Raw genomic sequence first — 18,534 nt, 5'->3', positions numbered from 1 at the left:
CTCAACTCGCAAGCTTGTCTCGACTGTGCGGCGACAGCCGCCGGGTGAAGGCTTCCGTCAGTGCGGGCAGGAAGCGGATTGCATCCGTGACGATCCCGAGGTGGGCGAACTCGAAAATCGGCGCGTTCGGATCGGTGTTGATCGCGACGATGAGATCGGCCCCCTCGACCCCAACTCGGTGCTGGATGGCGCCGGAAATTCCGGCCGCGATGTAAAGCTTCGGTCGAATGGTCTTGCCAGTTTGTCCAATCTGTCGATCAGCCGGCATCCAGCCCTTCTGGACCAAGGGGCGCGAACAGCCATGCTCGGCGCCGATCGCTCGGGCAAGATTCTTCACAAGCTGAAGGTTCTCCGCCGCTCCGAGACCGAGGCCTCCCGCAACCACGACATCCGCATAGGCAAGATTTGCCATTGCCGACTGGTTATCCGGTAGGAAGCCGAGGACTTTGGTGACGATATCGTCCTCAACGAGCGACAGCTTGTGCCGCATGACACGCCCGACCGGCTTATCCACCCGTTGCGGCATAGGCATGACCCTTGGTCGCACCGTCGCCATTTGCGGCCGGTAATTTAGTGTATAGATCGTACACAACAATGAGCCACCAAAAGTCGGACGGGTCGCGGCGAGTGAACCGTCGGAATCTACATCAAGTTCGGTGCAGTCGGCCGTGAGCCCCGTCTGCAGGGTCGTCGCTACCGAGCCTGCAAGATCCCTGCCCAGTGTGGTCGCGCCGAGAAGGAGGATTTCGGGTTTATGGGTATTGACCAGATCCGTGAGCGCCTTGGCGAACGGCTCGTTCCGGTAGTCGGCGAGCGGCGGCGCATCGACGATGTAGACAAGATCCGCCCCGTAAGCGAAGGCCTCGGCAACAGCGTCCTCGACCATCTCGCCCGGCGGTCCCAGCACGACGCCCGCGAGCTGGACTTCAAGCTTGTCGGCTAATTTGCGGCCTTCGCCCAGCAGTTCGAATGATACAGGATGCACATTGCCGCGTTCGAGCTCGAGGAAGACCCACACGTGCCGGTAGTCTTTGAAACGGTCGGGAAGTTCTTTCTTTACACCGGCACGGCCGGGGGCAATGCGAGGGGTAGTTTGGCTTGCGGTCGACATTTTCTGCTCCTGGCCGTCACGTGCCGCTGTTGAAGGCCAGCTCATGTTCCAGCGCCGGCCGGCGGGTTAAGATATCGGCGATGAGTTCATCGGCTATGTCCTGCAAGCCCCTTTCCGCGGTGTCGATCTGCGCCGCCCTTTCTGCCCGTGCGGTGGGGGCGAAAACACGCTTGACGACTGTAGGCGAGCCACGCAGACCGCACCGGGTGAGATCGTCAATGCCGGCGTCGGCTGCAGTCCACTTCACGACTTGGCTGCGCGCCGCGCACAGAGCCTGCTGGAGCGAGCCCCGGCGGATTTCGTTGGTGTCTTCCAGCATGGTAATGAGGCAAGGGAGTCTGCTCTTCAGCAACTGGGTGCCGCCTTCGGCGCGACGAGCGACTTCGATCTCTCGCGTATCGAGATCGATGGAGGCAATCTTCGCGACATAGGTAAGTTGCGATAAATCTAGGCGCTTGGCTATGCCCGGTCCGACCTGGGCGGTATCGCCGTCAATCGTCTGCTTGCCGGTGAAGACGATGTCCGGCCTGCCGAAAGTCTCCCCAATTTTTGCGATTGCTTGCGAAAGAGCAAAGGAAGTCGCCAGCGTATCGGATCCGGCAAAATAGCGGTCCGTCAAGAGAACTGCTCGGTCAGCACCGTAACCGAGCGCCTTTCGCAGCGAGTCCTCCGCCATGGGCGGACCCATTGTGAGCACAGTAACCTCGCCACCATGAACGTCGCGCAGTTTGAGCGCTTCTTCGAGGGCGAACAGGTCGTAAGGATTGATGATGGTCGGAACACCCTGACGCATGATCGTGTTCGTCACCGGGTGCACGCGGATCTGTGCCGAATCCGGCACCTGCTTGATGCAGACTACGATATGCATTGGCGGTTTCTCTAAGCTCCCAGTCCGGATTCGTGCTTGGCGGTTCACCTCATTGCCTGCATCGTTCATGCCAAGTCGTCTTCCTGCCTCTATTCCAGAAGGTGGCTTCGTTTGCTTCCGAGGAGGCGTCATGAGGACTGGATTTGTCGACTTCTCGACATTGTCGCGTCGCAGCCGTGTCGGGCTCATTACTTTCCGAACCGCTTCAGTGCAGAGTCGAGCGGGACGAAGGCGCGGCCAGGTGCGGGACATATGTTTGGATCGTGGTCCCTTAGCACCTTGAACACACGTTGCGTGAGCGGCGAGGAAGTCGCGAAATCTTCGTAGGCGCGTTCCAGCTTGGCGCGCACCCGCGCGGCGATTACCTGGTTAGGCAGACCGGAGAAATCTTCTTCGGCAAGGTATTGGCCCACGCGCTTCATGATATGGAGCCGCGAGACATTCATCACTTTCGGGTCGTAGGAGACGTCAAGGCAGGCGAAGAAGTCCTCCGCGGCCGACAGGCCCTTCAGTCGCGCTAGGATATCGGTGCGATCGATCGGGCGGCTATCAGCGGAGCAGTTCATTGTATTCTCCCGGCGCGAAATTGTGGTGTCGATGCATTGGTGACATTGCTGACGGCGTGCCGACCTCTGGCACGGCGGCTGGGCAAGAGACTTGGCGATCTCAAGCTTTTCTGAAGTGGTGAAGGCGACCCCGAGTTTAACTGCTCTCCTTGCGCAGGGTCGTCACGTTGAGGAAGACCTCACGGCTCGTCGGCTATTGTGCCGCTCGGACCCGGGCCGGAATGAAGCTGTTCTGCACCTCGCCCGCACAGTCCAGCACTGGGAACGGCCCGTAGCTTCTCGGTGATCGCAGGCAGGACCTCAAGCACGCGGTCTACGTCATCTTCGCCGTTGTCACGCGACAAGGAGAAGCGGACTGCCCCACATGCCGCGTTCATAGCGATCAGAACATGGCTCGGTTCCAGTGAGCCAGAGGCACAGGCGGACCCGGCGGAACAGGCGATTCCCAGCCGGCTCAGGACAATTGGAATTGCATCGCCTTCGATACCTTCGAATCCAATGTTTGCAGTGTTTGGCAATCGCTCTTGCGGATCGCCGTTGATGGATGTGTTTGGGATGCGCTGGATGATCCCGTTCTCAAGGCGGTCGCGCAACCATTTTATTCGTTTTGTCTCGTCCATGAATTTCAAGGCGAGTTCGGCCGCCATGCCCAGTCCGACTATGCCGGGTGTGTTTTCAGTGCCTGCACGCCGGTCGCGCTCTTGGTGCCCACCCTTGATCATGGAGGAGAAGCGCACGCCACGTCTTACATAAAGCGCGCCTATCCCCTTTGGACCATGCAGCTTGTGGGCGGAGAGCGACAGCATGTCGATCGCGGTCGATTTCAGCTCAATCGGAAGCCTTCCGACCGCCTGCACTGCATCAGTGTGGAAAAGCGCGCCGACTTCCCTGGCTAGATCGGCAAGCTTAACCACGGGAAAGATCGTACCGGTCTCATTGTTCGCCCACATTATCGAGACGATTGCCACTTGTGGGGTGAGGGCGGTTCTGTAGGCGTCCAGGTCGAGCCGGCCGTAGTGATCGACTGGGATAATGTGCACCTTGACGCCGCGCGTCTTCTCAAGGTGCGCGCACAACTTCAGAACGGCCGGATGTTCAACCGCGGAAGTCACTATTTCCGTTCGGTCGGGCATCACCTCCAGCGCCGAAAGGATGGCTGTACTGTCGCTTTCAGTCCCGCCCGAGGTGAAGATGATCTCGTCCTCGAATCCCGCGCCGATGAGGGCTTGCAACTGTTGCCTCGCCTTTCTCACGGCTTCAGCAACCGATGCGCCATAGGCGTGCATGGACGAATGATTGCCAAATTGCTCCGTAAAGAAAGGCAACATCGCTCCAACGACTGCAGGATCAACCCGCGTCGTTGCGTTGTTGTCGAGATAGACAGGGTTCATGGGAGTGATCCTTCAACTGCTGAAATGATTCAAGGGTAGTCGGGCCATTGAACCTCTGGCGCATATCGTATCTGGTAAGGTGGGCGGCCGGGGGAGCGATGGCTTGGCTGACCGGTCGCTGTCGACATTGCCCTTTGGTGGCGGCATCCGCCGGGAATTCAGCTGTTTCGGGCAATTTTGTTTGCTTGCCCACGGCAACGATCGATGATCGCGATTTGGTGCATCACCGAACGCAATTGTTCCGGGCCGACAGTGCGTGTCGGCCGGTTCCAGAGCGCCGGCGGTTACCGGTTCGACGCAGTATTCCTTGGCGTCGCTATAGTCGAACATAGCCTGTTCCCTCGCAATCATTTGCAGGACTTGCCGCAGCCGCACGTCTCACGCGCATTGGGGTTATCGAAAACAAAGCCGGATGTTTCGAGCCCAGTGACGAAGTCCACGGTCATGCCGGCGGCATGGGGTTGGGAGCCTCTATCCATGAACACCTTGAGCCCATCTCGCTCGATGATCGCATCGCCCTCACGTGAGACGCTCTCCAGGCCCATTGAGTATTGGAAGCCGGCGCAGCCGCCGGCATGGACCATGATGCGAAATCCTTCCGCCGGCTCGCTGGCGCGGTAAAGAGCGGCCTTGATGGCGGCAACAGCGTTGTCGGTGAGCGTAATCATGGCTCGATTTCTCCTCGGTCCGGCGTTTTCGTGGATCATCTCGCATGGACCGTGCCAAAGGGAAGACGTGTCAAAAACCGTAGGACATCCCGACGTCTCTTATGCTCGATTGCTGGGGAGACGTCCGACAACCGACACTTACTGTCGGGTTTGTCGCGTCCGCGTCACAGGAAGGGCGCCTGAGTTCGCGATGCACTCACGCGTAAAGCAATGAACAGAGCCAAAGATGTTCAGAGCTTGCCGCGGAGCAACTGGCACGATTTTTGTGAAGCCTTCGTTGCGGCGGCAAAATTGCCGGCCGATTCACCTTTGGGTTGCCCTCGCAATCGAAGAACGAAGGAAAGCAATATGATCCATCAGACCCGCCTTGGTGGGAAAGCAGCACCGCCGGTGGTACCCGAATGCTCGATCGGCCGATTGGCGCCGACCACCCAACAATCGCTCGCTACCGGCGATTGGCCGCTGACCGCCCGGAGACAGGATTCGACTGGCATGTGCCTGACGATCGATCGCGTCCGCCGTGCACATCCCTGAGGCCCGTTTTTCGATCGATCGTCAAAAGAAGAACGGGGCAGGGGTAAAAACATGGATCAGCGCAAGAAGCGGTCGCCCAACGAAATCCGGCGTGCGTGGGAAGTCTGTCCGAACATTCCCGCGCGTGATTTCGCCGCCCAATTGGCCATTTCGGAAGCGGAACTGGTCGCGGCCCATTGCGGTTTCGGCGCGGCACGCATCGACCCGCGCGTCAATCACCTTCTGACGGGCCTCGAATTCGTGGGCGAAGTGACGGCGCTGACCCGCAATCAAGGTGCCGTGCACGAAAAGATTGGCGTCTTCAACAGAGTGATAACCGGCAACAATCACGCCATGGTCCTTGGTGACGAATTCGACCTTCGCGTCTTCCCGCAGGCTTGGAGGTATGGTTTCGCTGTTGAAAGGCGCCATCGCGGCGGAATCCAGCGCAGTTTGCAATTCTTCGACGCCGCCGGCGCAGCAGTGCATAAGGTGCATCTCAGGCCGGTCTCCAACCTTCATGCCTATCGAAAGCTGGTGGCCGAGCTCGTATCCGCCAACCAGGAGCCGACCATGTCGCTTAAGGCGAGAGTAGCCGACCTGGGCGCGAGGACTGCGGACTGGGCCGGCACGGTGGACGACCTACGCGAGTACTGGAGCCGGCTGACTGACGTCAACCTTCTAAAGACGCTCAAGCTCAGCCGCTGCCAGGCTTTGCGCATGGTCGGCCAGGATTACGCTTGGCTGCTCGACAATGCCGCAGTTGGCGCCGTGCTCCAGCGTGCGGCCGAAGACGAATTGCCGATCATGTGCTTCGTCGGCAACCGAGGTTCTATCCAGACCCATTCCGGCTTAATCAAGTCGGTCAAGCAGATCGGGCCGTGCATCCATGTGCTGGACGAAACGTTCCGGCTGCATCTCAGGACCCACCAAATCCGTGAGGTTTGGGCCGTGCGCAAGCCGACCAATGACAGTCACGTCACCTCGCTCGAAGCATATGGGTCCGACGGCAAGATCATCATCCAGTTGTTCGGTGCGCGCAAGGAAGGCGAACGCGAGCGCGACGACTGGCGGGTTCTGGCGGAAAACCTGCCTCGTTTCCCCGACAGCTACATGAGAAAAGACCGATCGTCGTCGGTGGGACGCCGGCGCCCATCTGCCTCCGCAGCCAGTAGCCGGGCATTGAAGCCGAGACCGGGGACACGATGACGCAATAAGCGCGCTGTATTATCGCAACGCGATGAGCAGGAAGCAATTTGGCGCTGCCCCATCGACCGCATGGTTACGACGAAGCCGCGGCCTTTGGGCCGAGCTCAGAGGTGACAATAGCGTGAACGCCGCCGACCGTCACTCCCCACCAGGCGGTCAGGTTTTGCGGTTCGGGCCGAGCAAAAATACTGTCAAGACAGCGAGGAACGTGGCAACCGCGCTGTAGACAAAGACACTGGCAATACCCGTGTGATCCACCAATAGGCCACCGCAAGTTGTGCCGGCTGCGATGGCCACTTGGAAGGTTATGACCATCAGTACACCAGCGCTCTCGGCCTGTTTCGGAGCGGCGCGTAGCACCATCCATGTCTGCAATCCGACCGGGACCGCGCCAAAAGCAAAGCCCCATACGGCAACTGCAATTGCCGAGGTCAAGGCCGATGCTCTCATGGTCAGGAGCGAGACAGCGGCTACGGCAATGAGCAGGGGCGGCAGGGCCGCGACCGCCTTGAGACTGTGTTTGGTGAGGAATGCGCCGGCTAAATTGCCGAAGACGCCGGCCGTGCCAAAAGCAAGGAACACGAGCGGGATTGACTTCTTGTCGAGCGCAGGAACGCTCTCGAGAAAGGCGCGGATGTAGGCGAAGCTGGCAAAATGGCCGGAAGCGACCAATAGCACGACTAGCACCGCAACCTTCATCGCCGGATTCTTCGCGACATCCAGCGGACTGCGGAATCTGCGCACTTCGATCGGAGGCAGTGGCGGAATGGTTACGAGTTGCACGAGCAGCGCAACGGCACTCACGATTGCGGCGACCTTGAACGAGGCTCGCCATCCCCAAATGTCACCGACATAAGCGCCGATTGGAGCCGCGCAGACGGAGGCGACAGAAACGCCGGTGAGGATGACCGACATGGCGCGCGGCATGAGGTGACTTGGAACCAGCCGCATCGCCAACGCTGCCGAAATTGACCAAAAACCACCAAGCGATATGCCAAGGACGACGCGTGCCGCCAGCAAAACCGGCAGCGACCCCGCAACCTCCGCCAGAACGTTCGACAGGATCAGCAGGAGCGTCATCGCCCAGATGACGACCCTGCGGTCCAGACGCTTTGTCACGATGGCGATTATCGGTGCCGAGATCGCCGCGACGATTGCGGCCGCTGTTAGCGCCTGTCCAGCCGTGCCCGTGGTGATACGGAGATCATGCGCGAGCGGTGTCAGAACGCTGGCGGGCAGAAACTCTGCCGTCACAAGCCCGAAGGTGCCGAAGGAAAGCGAAATGATGGCACCCCATGCAGGGCCAGAACGTTGATAGGGACTTTCTGGGTCAAGCCGATCTCGGTCGAACAAAGCCGCGTCCACTAAATCTGTCGCCGATTCGGTCATGAATGAGTTCTCCGGCTAGGAGCTGTTGCAGCAGGGGTGGCTACATCGCCGGGGATCAAAGCCGCGAGACCTTCCGGCGGCGGCCAGTCGGCATCAGTCGAGGCCTCGGAGCCCGACGCATCCGAGGCCTCATCGGAGGGCCGACGGACCCAACCGTCGACAATGCGGGAGAGTTCTCGGCGCGGTCGCATCGATCGCATTCGTCGAAGTGCGGTCTGTTCACTGCGAACCAAGCAAGCCGAACGCGGTGTCCTCGATCGAGGCCTTGATGGGGGGATGATCGACGATCTCTATATTGCTTTGAAGCAGGAAGTTCCGTCGCCATATGTGGTTATCCTGGCAGCCAGAATTGAGCGGTTGTCGCAAGCACCAAGGCGGTCGCAATGAGTGCAACGAGGCGGAAGTCTGATCGATGGCTGCGGTTCGATGGCCGCGCGATCGACAAAATTGAGGTGATGAGTTATCCCTTTTGAAGCCGTTGCTCCCAATTCTGGGATAAGGTAATTGCAGGCGGTCCCAGCAACGTCGGGCGGCCTTTTTGGTGATCGAATTCATGGGACGACACTCTCGGTCCGTGACGCATCTGCGAATGACTCCGCAAGTTCCGTGCCATCAACGACAAATCTGGCTCTGCTGAGCGGGTGGTGGAGGCACGAGCGTGGGCTATCCCAAGAGCTTGCCGCAAGGTTGTTCGAAGTTGAGGTGCCGGATAGACCGCAAATATGTCGGGCGGCCTGGGGTTGGCCAACACGAAGATGCGCAAGTTCAAAAGGACGAGCTGAACCCTTGCCGATATCCATCCGAGGCTGATCTGGAGAAGGTCAAGAACTGCGTCTTGAAGGCTTCCGCCGCACCGGCAAATGCTAAGCCAAGGTGCTGGGCAAGATGGACAGGGCCATCCAACCCGTCGACTGGACGCTCATTAATGGCGTCGGTGTGGCTCTGTAGCTGGCGAGAAAAACGCCCTGCTGAAAGACAAAAGCTCGTGTGGCCGGCTCTGAAGGACGGCCAATGAGGCATGCGAGGAGAGGCTATAGTCCATTCGTGTAGACTGATCTTGTCCTACGGAGGCGGCTAACCACCCCGCCAGACATCATCGAGGGGAGCGCCACTAGGCTCACCCCAAGTGTTGGTCGTTTCCACCTGGTGACCTCGGCCAAGTCACCAAGCCGCTTAGCGCAAGCTTTCGAACTGGATGCTCCCCGGGCACATGATCGGCTAGCGATCCCACCAGTTGAGTTGCTCCAAGTCGCTGTCTAGCATTCTACATTCTGTGTCCGACGCTGGACAAGAATGTTGCAATCCCGACCAGCAAGTCAGCGCAGGCGCCACCTGTTGCCCAGCAAACGGCAAGGATTATCGAAAGACGAATTCGGCACGGAGCTTGCACCGACGATTGCATGCAAATGCCGACAGCATCTCATGAACGGTCTCTCGATTCTGGCGCGGTTAAATCGCGGCCGGTTCCAGATCATGTCCCGCCCGAAATGGTGAGGGACTTCAACCTGTTTACGTCGCCCGGCATGTTGCCGACGGCTAACGGGGATCCGCATGCAGCGGTTGCTTGCGTTCATGCCGGGCCTCCGATCTTTTATTCAACCAGCAACACGCGCGACGGTCGGGGTACCTGGGTCATCACTCGCGCGAGCGACCAGCGCCGGGTGCTGCAGGACACCGAAACGTTTTCCAGCCATCGCAGCATCTTCGCCTCTGTGCTCGGCGAGAGCTGGCCGATGATCCCGCTTGAGCTCGATCCGCCATTCCACGGTGTTTTTCGCTCACTGCTCAATCCGCTGCTTTCGCCAAAGCGGGTAATGGCATTGGAGCCGGCTGTCCGGGAACGAGCGATCAAGCTGATCGACAGGATCGCCGCATCAGGCACGAGCTGCGACATCATGAAGGATTTTGCAGTTCCGTTCGCGGTCAATATCTTCCTTCGCTTTATTGGGCTTTCGGACAACGGACTAGAAACATTTGTCGGCTGGGCTAGAGATCTGCTCCACGGCGATAAGGAGCAACGACCACCCGCAGCCCGGACGATCGTGGCCTTCATCGACGAACTTGCCACCGAGCGCCGCAAGGAGCCGGTCGATGATTTCATGACCTTCATCGTGAAGGCAAAGGTCGAGGGTCGTCTGCTCAGTGACGAAGAAGTCCGTGGCATCGGCGTGCTTGTGTTCGTCGCGGGACTCGACACGGTCTCAGCAGCCATATGCTTCGACTTGGCCCATCTCGCGCGCAACCCCAAAGATCAGGAATTGCTACGAAGCGAACCTGACCGGATTGCCGTCGCTGCGGAAGAATTGCTGCGCGCCTATTCGACCATTCAGATGATCCGAGTGGCAACGAAGGATGTCGACTTCAAAGGCGCGCCGATCCGCAAGGGAGATTATGTTTCCTGTGCCACGATGATTGCCAATCGTGACCCGGCGGAATTCGAATGCCCGAATGAGATCGATCTGGCGCGCGAGGACAACCGGCACGCTGCCTTTGGCTATGGTCCCCATCGTTGTCTTGGCTCACACCTTGCCCGGCGGGAGATTGTCATTGGCCTGGAGGAGTGGCTGGCGCGCATCCCAGCCTTTCGGATCAAGACAGGGACTGAACCTATCACCTTCGGCGGCCATGTGTTCGGGATCGAGAATCTGATCCTGGAATGGTCCTGAAGTTTCAGCCAACGACATTGGAGTTCGCTATGCGTGTCGTCGTACATAAAGCCAGATGCCAGGGTCATGCGCGCTGCTGGGCGCGGGCGCCGAGAGTCTTCAAGCTTGATGACGCCGGCTACATCTTGCCCGGTGATATTGATGTTGCCGATGGGGAGCAACTGCTTGCCTCAAAAGGGGTACGAGCCTGCCCCGAACAAGCTCTGGAAGTTGACGAGCCCCCCGCTAACTCAGTTGTAGAGAGAGACACACGCAAAGTGCAGACTGGCATCGGGAAGGACAAAACAATCATACAATTCGCGACAGACCCTGTCGACCACGCGAAAATTACCGAACTGCGTGACCGAGAGGCGATCCGCAACTGCCTGTATCGGTACTGCCGCGGGATAGACCGCGCCGATGAGGCGGCGCTGCGTAGCGCATACTGGCCCGAAGCGTATGACAGGCACGGTCCCTATTGCGGACCGGCAGAGGACTTCATCCAATTTGCTCTCGGTCTGCCGGGGCACCGTAACATCCATCAAATCACGAACAGCCTGATCGACTTCATCAGTTCAGCAGAGGCCGCGGTCGAGAGCTATTTCACCGCGCTGCAACGCGGACCGGATACAGACCAAGAAATACGTCAGACGCTGCTTTGCGGCCGTTACTGCGATCTGTTTCAGAAGAGGCAGGACGAGTGGCGAATTGCGGAACGGACAGTCGTCTACGATTGGGTTGAGGAGCAAATCCCGCCAGCGATTCTTGAGGCAGATAGGTTCGGCCGGCGACAGCCGATTGGAGCACCACATCCAGACGATCCCATCTACCAGTTGCTCAAGGGTCACATCCCCACCGACCAAGATGGCGTCGAGGGTCCCCAACTGGGAGCTGCATAAGTGGGTAGGAATGGAGGATGAGCGCCCTACGGGAACGACATCTGTGTGGGGCCGCGACTGGCGGTCACTGCAACGATTTGGCTCGGCCCTTCATTCCGCCCAAGGTTGATGGGCTGAGATCACAAGCGGTCATCGTGGAGAAGCTCTCGTGAAACTGGCAGCACGCACCGTAATCATCACAGGCGCTGCGGGCGGGATCGGCCGTGCCCTGGTCGATATCCTTGCCGCGGACGGAGACACTGTAGTTGCGGTGGACCTTCCGGGCAGTGGTGTGGTTGAACTGGCTCGGGATCTCGGGTCGCCGCACGTCGGTCTGGAGTGCGATGTGTCGCGAGAGAAGGACATGCTCTCACTTTTCGGCCAGGTCGAAGCACGGTTCGCGCAAATCGATGTCCTCATCAACAATGCGGCGGTTGGACCCACGATGGATAGGATCATCGACACCGCTGTCGATACCTTCCGACGCGGCGTGACAGTGAACCTTATTGGGCCATTCGTTATGGCCCGGGAAGCGGCGCGGCGCATGAAGCCGGGCGGTGCGATCGTCAATGTGGCTTCGATGGCGGGCGTGGTCGGCAATCCCAGGCGCAACGCCTACGCAGCCTCGAAAGCTGGCGTGATCTCGTTGACAAAGTCCCTTGCATGCGAGTGGGCTATGCGAGGAATCCGCGTCACGGCGGTGGCGCCGGGCTCCGTCCGCACCCCAATGGTCACAGAACTGGCACGCGCTGGCAAAATGGACCTCGCGGCGATACGCCGCCGCGTGCCGATGGGGCGCTTGGCTCGCCCCGACGAGATCGCCAGGGTCGTGCGTTTTCTGAGCAGCACGCAGGCGCGCTACATCACCGGCTCGGTGCTGGCAGTCGACGGAGGCTGGATGTCATTCAACCAGCCGGGGGATGCTCACCCGCCGGTGGATGGTGCGCTCCAAGCCGAGCTCTCCTGTCCGGCCGAATGCACAGATGCGCGAATCGTGCTCGTCACCGGTGGCGCAAAAAGCATTGGCGCGGCCGTCGCTCGCCGCTTTGCCGCGAACGGCGACACCGTCGTGATTGCTGATAAAGATGGCACTGCAGCGGCAGAGCTGGCTACATCGCTCCCCGGCAAGCATCTGGCGAAATCGCTGGACGTGGCCGTCGAGAGCGATGTGGTGTCGATGTTCGAAGAACTGAGGGGACGCTTCGGGTATATCGATGTTCTGGTCAATAGTGCTGATACCGCCGACAGGATTGTGCCTGCGATCGAGCAACTGTCGAAACAGCTCGAACACGTCCTGGATGTCAACCTTACCGGCGCCTTCACCTGCGCGCGCGAAGCGATCAAGGCTATGCGCCCGGGCGGCGTGATCCTCAATCTCGGGTCGATCGACAGCTTTCTGCCGTTCGCGCCGCGCCATGCCTACGGCGCCTCCAAGGCGGGGATGGATATGCTGACCCGTTGCATGGCGGCCGAACTCGGGCCGGTCGGAATTCGGACAGCCACCGTCGCTCCTGGCCACATCCGCACGCCCGCACTTGCTCAGTTGGCCAAAGCCGGCCGCATCGACCTGACAGCAATCGGACGACGCATCCCCATGGGCAGGATGGGACGGCCAGAAGACGTCGCAGATGCATCGTTCTTCCTTGCTTCGTCTGACGCCTCATACATCAACGGCTCGATCCTCTACGTGGACGGCGGCTGGACCTCGTTCGGTGATGCGGGAAACGCCAGCGAGCTCTATGACGAATGTTTTGCGGAGGCCGCAGGTTAATTGCCAGGCCTTCGCAGGGCGACCGGCCGAGCATTATGAAGCCTCGGCTCCACGACGCACCTGAGGTGCTTGAGATCCAAGCATGCGCATGCCGAGCACATTCCCGGTCGGCTGACGTGTCTATAACGAGGAGAAATCATGGAATTTGCCACTTTCATTCTGGCCGCCCAGCGTGGCTATCACCAATCCTCAGAAAGCGTCATCCGCAACTCCATCGAACAGGCCGTCGCTTCGGAGCAGGCTGGGTTCAACACCGCGTGGTTTGCTGAGCACCACTTCAACAATTACAGCCTCATACCATCCCCGCTGATGATGGTGGCGCACTGCGGCGGCTTGACAAGCACGATTCGCCTGGGCACTGCCGTCTGCGTGCTGCCGCTTTACCAACCGCAGCGCCTGCTGTCCGAGATCGGCTTCGCCGACATCGTTGCGAACGGCCGTCTCGAGCTCGGCGTAGGCTTGGGATACCAGCAGTTCGAGTTCGAACGGTTCGGCGTGGACATCGATGAGGCGCCGGCCGTCTTTTCGGAATACCTGGACATCATTCTCAAGGGCCTCAACCAAAACGTCTTCGAACACGACGGCCAGTATGAGAAGATCCCCCCAACAGCGATTTCGGTCCGCACAGTCCAGCAGCCGACGCCGCCTATCTGGATCGCTGGCGGAGCCGCACGGATGGCTCGGGCCTACCGCGAGGGGCACAATTTTTTTGTCACAGCCTTCCACGACGGCTTAGAGACTTTGACCACACTGCGTGAATCAGTCGAGAGGGCGGCGGCATCCGAGGAAAAGAACGTCACCGACGTCAAGATATCGCTGCTGCGCTGCTGCTATGCCAGCCACGACGAGTTGGAGATCAACAGCTATCTCGACAATGCCCGCTTCCAGCGCCGGCTTTCTGAAGCCCTGCATCAGCGTCGCCAACAGAGCCACGATGGCTACCTGCTGCAGGAGACACCGACCCAGCAGGATCTGTCCTTCGAGACCATGCGCAAAAATTTGCCGATTGGCAGCGTAAATCGCGTGATTGATCGCCTGCTGGAAGAGATCGATATCTTGAAACCGGACCAGATCGCAGTTCAGACTCAATTGGGCGACTTCGACCAAAAGACGATGCTGCGCCAGATCGAGCTCTGGGGCGACAAGATCATCCCTGCGGTCAACAAGGCGCTTTGTCATGCCGGAAGCTGAAGCCGGCCGTTACGATGATGGCTGCCTATCCAGCGCGCAATGGCGTGGGTCCGAGCTAGGGAGGAGCTTCGATCAGCATGTGCTGCCCTGCGTACATTCACGTTCGCTTGAGGAGGTCCAGGCGGGCGAGGTGTTGGCGACGGAGGGGACAGGCCTTTCGTCTGTCGAATTGCGTGATGTCTTGGCCGCAACTTTCCCGTCTACCTCCAGCAGCGTATTCGCTTTGGAGGAGTTGAGCGAGCCCGAGCCGGAACTGGAAGAGGAACTGCTACGCCGGCTGCTGCTAGCGCATGCTGCGCCGGCCGACCCGGCGAGCGCCCGCTTGGCCAAGATCATCGCCCGGCGTGCGATGCGCATGGACCATCTTTGGCGGGATCTTGGCCTCTCAAATCGCGCTGAGCTCAGCCGCCTGCTTGCCAGACATTTTCCCGCGCTGGCGGCAGGCAACACAGAAAACATGAAATGGAAAAAGTACTTTTACCGCAAGCTGTGTGAGGCCGAAGGCTTTTCGTCATGCACAGCACCCAGTTGCGGGGAATGCCATGACTTCGAAAGCTGCTTCGGCCCGGAGGAAGTTGAGAGTCGCCTCTCGCCGACCACGAATGTCGGTTAGTCACTTCGCTTGATCGCAGCTGCGGACAAACGCTTATCGCGGCGCCGTCGTATGGAGGAAGGGATGTTCATCGCCTCGCGATATTTGGTGACGGTACGGCGAGCGACATCGATGCCGGTCTCCTTGAGTTGAGCAACGATGTCTTCGTCGGAATGTACCTTGTCGAGCGATTCTTCGGCTATGATTGCCTTGATCCGATGGCAGACAGCTTTGGCGGAGTGCGCATCGCCGCCCTCGCAGGATGCGATTGGCGCAGCGAAAAAATACTTCAGCTCGAACACCCCGCGCGGAGTCAACATGTACCTGTTCGAAGTCACCCGGCTTACCGTCGACTCGTGCATGCCGATCTCGTCAGCGACATTTTTGAGACAGAGAGGCCGCAGATGGGCGGCGCCGTGTGTAAAAAAGGCATCCTGCTGGCGCACGATTTCGGTCGCAACCTTAAGGATCGTCTTAGCGCGCTGCTTGAGACTGCTGATCAGCCAGTTCCCTTTTTCCTGGCAATTGTCGAGAAACGCTTTGCCTTCCGGATTTTGCTTGGTCAGCTGCGAGATTTCGGCGACATAGGTGTGGTTGATCAACACTTTGGGCAGCGTGGCCGGATCAAGCTCCACCCGCCATCCACCTTCGGACTTGGGCATTACCCAGACGTCCGGTACGATGGTTTCCGGCGTCCCGGACTGGAACCGGTCTCCAGGCTTGGGATCGAGCGCGCGGATTTCGTTCCTCATGTCGAGGAGATCCTCCTCGTCGACTCCGCAACGCTGCTTCAATCCCTGAAAATCCCCCCGTGCAAGCATCTCGAGATTGGCGACCAAAGCTGCCATAGCCGGGTCGAACCGGTCTTGCTGGCGCAGCTGAATCTCCAGGCATTCGCTGAGAGTTCGCGCAAAAATGCCCGGCGGATCAAATTGCTGCAAGATTCCGATGACCCGTTCCACATCAGCTTGCCGAACGTTTAACGTCCTGGCCAGATCGAAAAGGTTTACCTGAAGATAGCCAGTGTCCTCCAGATGAGCGGCGAGCTGTCCGGCAATCAGCCGCTCCTGGGGGGTGAACGGGTTGAGGGCGACCTGGCGGGCGACATGGTCGTGCAATGTTTCGGTGTGGGCGGTAAACTCCTCGACGGCAGGTCGATCGTTGCCGCTACTGCGTTGCGACTTCCATTGCCCGCGCCCGCCAGACGGCCCGCCAATGGGCGATTCGCCGATTTCGCTTCTGCTTTGACTGCTCCGCTGATCCACCCCTGGCAGCGGCGAATCGTCGTCAAACGGGTCAGGCTTCAAAACGGGGTTCTTCTCGAGTGCCTGCTGCACGAGCTGATGGAGTTCAGTATGCGTCAATCGCAGCAAGCGAATAGCTTCAATGGCTTGAGGCGATAAGACCATACGTTGCTTCTGGCGTTGAAGCAGGCTTGCTGAGAGATGCATGTTGAACCGTGATCTGCCGAGGAGGCTCTAGTGTGTGCTTGGGTTGTGTGAGACTTTCCACTTCTGGGTCATGCCGCCGCCTTCAATTTGTCGAGAACGTTTTGCGGGGATGAAACGCCATAGGGGTCCGTCTCGCAGTTGTCACAGAAGCCTTCCTCCTCGAACCACTGCTCCACCACGCCATCGTCGATCAGAGCGGCGTATCGCCAGGAGCGCATGCCAAAGCCCAGATTGTCCTTCGCGACCAGCATGCCCATTTTGCGCGTGAACTCGCCCGACCCGTCTGGGATCAGCTCGATCTTCTGCAGCCCCAAGGACTTTCCCCACGCATTCATGACGAAAGCATCGTTGACCGAGACGCAGTAGATCGCGTCAATTCGCAGTTCCAGAAATTGATCATAGAGTTTTTCGAAATCGGGCAGTTGGAAGGTCGAGCAGGTCGGGGTGAAGGCGCCAGGCAGCGAGAACAGGATGATGCGCTTGCCCCCGAAATAATCGTCGGAGGTCTTGTTCTCCCACTGATAAGGATTTGGCCCCCCGATCGACTCATCGCGAACACGCGTGCGAAAGGTCACGAGAGGAACGTTCTTTCTATAGGTCATTGATTTGCTTCCAGGCCAAAGTGGTACGGTGCATTTTTCGGTTAAACTGAAGCGGCATCGACTTCGGTCGACAGTTCCGGCAGCCTCGCGCCTTGGCGTGGTTGCCTCGGACCGGTCTTGTGCAAGACCGCCCCCGAGCAGGCACGTTTAACGGCGACGAGCTTCCGCGGAGACGGGGAATTTTGCTCGCGTGCTTTATCGAGCTTTGAGAGGTAGGCATGGTCTGCAACCGTGATTTTGACTGCGTTCTATCGACCGAGTCGCAAGCGCCATGCCAATTGACCCGATGCCTTGGGTTCACTTCGGTTTTTGCAGCAACTTTCGTGTTGTGCAGTAATGCCGGTCGATATTATTGCTCAAGCAGCACTGGAAATTGGGTGCGACTCCGTTCGGCAAACCCGGCCTTTGTCCGAAGCCGGACACGAATGTCGGAAATAGCCAAACGCCAGGATCTGGGGCGGGTTAAGAAACGTTGCCGTGGGCACCGGCTTCAGCACAATTGCGCCACGCGAGCATGGCTCCCAGCGTCAATGCCGTGCAGCAGCGAGACGAAGTCACTGCAGAATATCAACCTCTGCGAAGTCGTTGAAACCCAGCATGTGCGAGCCGTTCGAGGCGCAGATCAAGGCATGCTCGAGGAAGAGCTCGTGCTCTCGGCAGCAAGTGTTGCGACGTCTGACAAGGATCGTCGCGCTTCAAGGAAAAGAACCTGAATGGTGCACGGCTTGTGAAGGCCGGCGCATGGAAATGGCTGGGCTGATCATCCTCCATGAGGGTTGAATGAAGAGCTGGCCCCTATCTCCCTCAGCTGCAACGGGGGGAGATAGGGCATGTCCGTCTATCGCGCTGGGTAACATTCCTCGGTGATGCAATAAGGGGGAGCAATTTCTCATTTCGGCAGACACGACCCAGCTCTCCTTTCATGCGCTGATTCCCCCAGGGGAAATCGCGACTCCAGGCTTCCTATGCAGCGAATCGCGGTGCTGTCCGATGTCCGACAATGTCGGATGCGGATCGTAGCTGGGCTAGATCCGTCACTTTGCCTCGATGGTTTCCCACTGGCCTTATATCTGCTTCGCCCAAATGCGGCGACATAACCTGTGCGGCATCTGTGAATGGATCGACTTCAATCGAGACCTCGGAGGTCCCGATGCGCGAAGGGAGCTTGCCGATATGACGGCCACCATAGCGAACCACGGTCCGGACGACGAGGGGACTTGGATCGGCGGGCCTGCGGCGCTGGGACACCACCGCCTGGCAATCATCGATATCCAGGGCGGCCGCCAGCCGAGGATGCTCCAGGGGGATGGCCGACCTGACTTGGTGCTCGTCTACACGGGTGAGACTTACAACTACCGCGAGCTGCGTCAACAGCTGGCCGGCCTAGTCCATCGCATGAACACGAGCAGTGACACCGAGGTGGTGCTGCACCGCCCCCGCGAGTAGGGCTCTTCGGCGGGTACACTTTTTTCACGAAATCCGTGAATGTTTCTCGCGACATCATCCCGCAATCGGTGGTGCAGCGGGTGAAGAGCCCGTATCCGGCTATCCAGAATGCCGCCTACGACAAAATACTACGTACGCGGTTCACTGTGATGCTGGACGACCTAGTTGTGGAGCTTCAACAGGTTGTCCTCGATCAGGGCGAGGCGACTGATAGGCGTTTTTGACTTTAGGCTGCCATGTGGA

The 18,534-nt window shown here is 59.1% G+C and carries 16 protein-coding genes and 1 pseudogene; 9 read left to right on the top strand and 8 right to left on the bottom strand.

Going from position 1 to position 18,534, the window contains the following annotated elements:
• Position 1: 1 nt before the first annotated feature.
• From FJV77_RS28345 to FJV77_RS28325, 5 genes are all read right to left on the bottom strand, one after another.
• Positions 2-1,111, bottom strand: coding sequence for an electron transfer flavoprotein subunit alpha/FixB family protein (locus FJV77_RS28345; protein WP_024505237.1), 1,110 nt, complete (start codon positions 1,109-1,111; stop codon positions 2-4).
• Positions 1,112-1,127: 16 nt separating this feature from the next.
• Complete coding sequence (locus tag FJV77_RS28340) at positions 1,128-1,979, bottom strand: electron transfer flavoprotein subunit beta/FixA family protein (protein ID WP_063169390.1); 852 nt, start codon at positions 1,977-1,979, stop codon at positions 1,128-1,130.
• A gap of 188 nt (positions 1,980-2,167) precedes the next feature.
• Positions 2,168-2,545 carry a nitrogenase stabilizing/protective protein NifW gene (gene nifW / locus FJV77_RS28335; protein WP_063169389.1) on the bottom strand — a complete coding sequence of 126 codons (378 nt, stop codon included), beginning with the start codon at positions 2,543-2,545 and terminating at the stop codon, positions 2,168-2,170.
• A gap of 179 nt (positions 2,546-2,724) precedes the next feature.
• Complete coding sequence (nifS, locus tag FJV77_RS28330; RefSeq protein WP_063169388.1) at positions 2,725-3,936, bottom strand: cysteine desulfurase NifS; 1,212 nt, start codon at positions 3,934-3,936, stop codon at positions 2,725-2,727.
• A gap of 347 nt (positions 3,937-4,283) precedes the next feature.
• A complete protein-coding gene (locus FJV77_RS28325) occupies positions 4,284-4,604 on the bottom strand; it encodes an iron-sulfur cluster assembly accessory protein (protein WP_029356570.1) in 321 nt (106 codons plus the stop codon).
• Between the two features lie 210 nt (positions 4,605-4,814).
• Here FJV77_RS28325 and FJV77_RS28320 point away from each other — a divergent pair, with 210 nt between their 5' ends.
• Entirely contained in the window at positions 4,815-5,138 is a 324-nt protein-coding gene (locus FJV77_RS28320) for a hypothetical protein (RefSeq protein ID WP_126066777.1), read from the top strand.
• A 51-nt stretch (positions 5,139-5,189) separates the two neighbouring features.
• On the top strand, positions 5,190-6,326 hold the full coding sequence (locus FJV77_RS28315; protein WP_082826587.1) for a ChuX/HutX family heme-like substrate-binding protein: 1,137 nt from the start codon (positions 5,190-5,192) through the stop codon (positions 6,324-6,326).
• 156 nt (positions 6,327-6,482) lie between these two features.
• Here FJV77_RS28315 and FJV77_RS28310 read toward each other — a convergent pair whose 3' ends face one another.
• A complete protein-coding gene (locus FJV77_RS28310) occupies positions 6,483-7,715 on the bottom strand; it encodes an MFS transporter (protein WP_063169386.1) in 1,233 nt (410 codons plus the stop codon).
• Positions 7,716-9,202: 1,487 nt separating this feature from the next.
• Between FJV77_RS28310 and FJV77_RS28305 the strand changes: the two genes are divergently transcribed.
• The 6 genes and pseudogenes from FJV77_RS28305 (at position 9,203) to FJV77_RS28285 (ending at position 14,813) form a co-directional block, all read left to right on the top strand.
• Entirely contained in the window at positions 9,203-10,381 is a 1,179-nt protein-coding gene (locus FJV77_RS28305) for a cytochrome P450 (RefSeq protein WP_063169385.1), read from the top strand.
• Positions 10,372-10,533, top strand: a pseudogene (locus tag FJV77_RS33130) (ferredoxin); the annotation flags it as partial. The gene FJV77_RS28305 and the pseudogene FJV77_RS33130, both read left to right, overlap by 10 nt.
• Before the next feature lie 138 nt (positions 10,534-10,671).
• Complete coding sequence (locus FJV77_RS28300) at positions 10,672-11,259, top strand: nuclear transport factor 2 family protein (protein WP_050580531.1); 588 nt, start codon at positions 10,672-10,674, stop codon at positions 11,257-11,259.
• A gap of 148 nt (positions 11,260-11,407) precedes the next feature.
• Positions 11,408-13,009 (top strand): SDR family oxidoreductase, encoded by a 1,602-nt coding sequence (locus tag FJV77_RS28295; protein WP_063169384.1) that lies wholly within the window; start codon positions 11,408-11,410, stop codon positions 13,007-13,009.
• 138 nt (positions 13,010-13,147) lie between these two features.
• Positions 13,148-14,200, top strand: coding sequence for an LLM class flavin-dependent oxidoreductase (locus FJV77_RS28290; protein WP_063169383.1), 1,053 nt, complete (start codon positions 13,148-13,150; stop codon positions 14,198-14,200).
• Positions 14,187-14,813: a nitrogen fixation protein NifQ gene (locus tag FJV77_RS28285; RefSeq protein WP_063169382.1), complete on the top strand. Its 627-nt coding sequence runs from the start codon at positions 14,187-14,189 to the stop codon at positions 14,811-14,813. The genes FJV77_RS28290 and FJV77_RS28285 overlap by 14 nt, the downstream gene beginning before the upstream one ends.
• On the opposite strand, the gene rpoN is transcribed toward FJV77_RS28285, so the two are convergent.
• The gene (gene rpoN / locus FJV77_RS28280) at positions 14,810-16,243 is read right to left on the bottom strand and encodes an RNA polymerase factor sigma-54 (protein WP_063169381.1); all 1,434 of its coding nucleotides are present in this window, start codon (positions 16,241-16,243) and stop codon (positions 14,810-14,812) included. The two genes, FJV77_RS28285 and rpoN, sit on opposite strands and share 4 nt — an antisense overlap.
• 68 nt (positions 16,244-16,311) lie before the next feature.
• Complete coding sequence (locus FJV77_RS28275; RefSeq protein WP_063169380.1) at positions 16,312-16,845, bottom strand: peroxiredoxin; 534 nt, start codon at positions 16,843-16,845, stop codon at positions 16,312-16,314.
• A gap of 1,173 nt (positions 16,846-18,018) precedes the next feature.
• Here FJV77_RS28275 and FJV77_RS28270 point away from each other — a divergent pair.
• Entirely contained in the window at positions 18,019-18,291 is a 273-nt protein-coding gene (locus FJV77_RS28270) for a hypothetical protein (protein WP_199489650.1), read from the top strand.
• Positions 18,292-18,534 lie beyond the last annotated feature (243 nt).

Source organism: Mesorhizobium sp. WSM4306, from assembly GCF_007003975.1.
In the GTDB taxonomy this organism is placed as follows: Bacteria; Pseudomonadota; Alphaproteobacteria; order Rhizobiales; family Rhizobiaceae; genus Mesorhizobium.
Note: the sequence above shows the minus strand (reverse complement) of the source record. Positions and strands in the feature narration are given on the sequence as shown.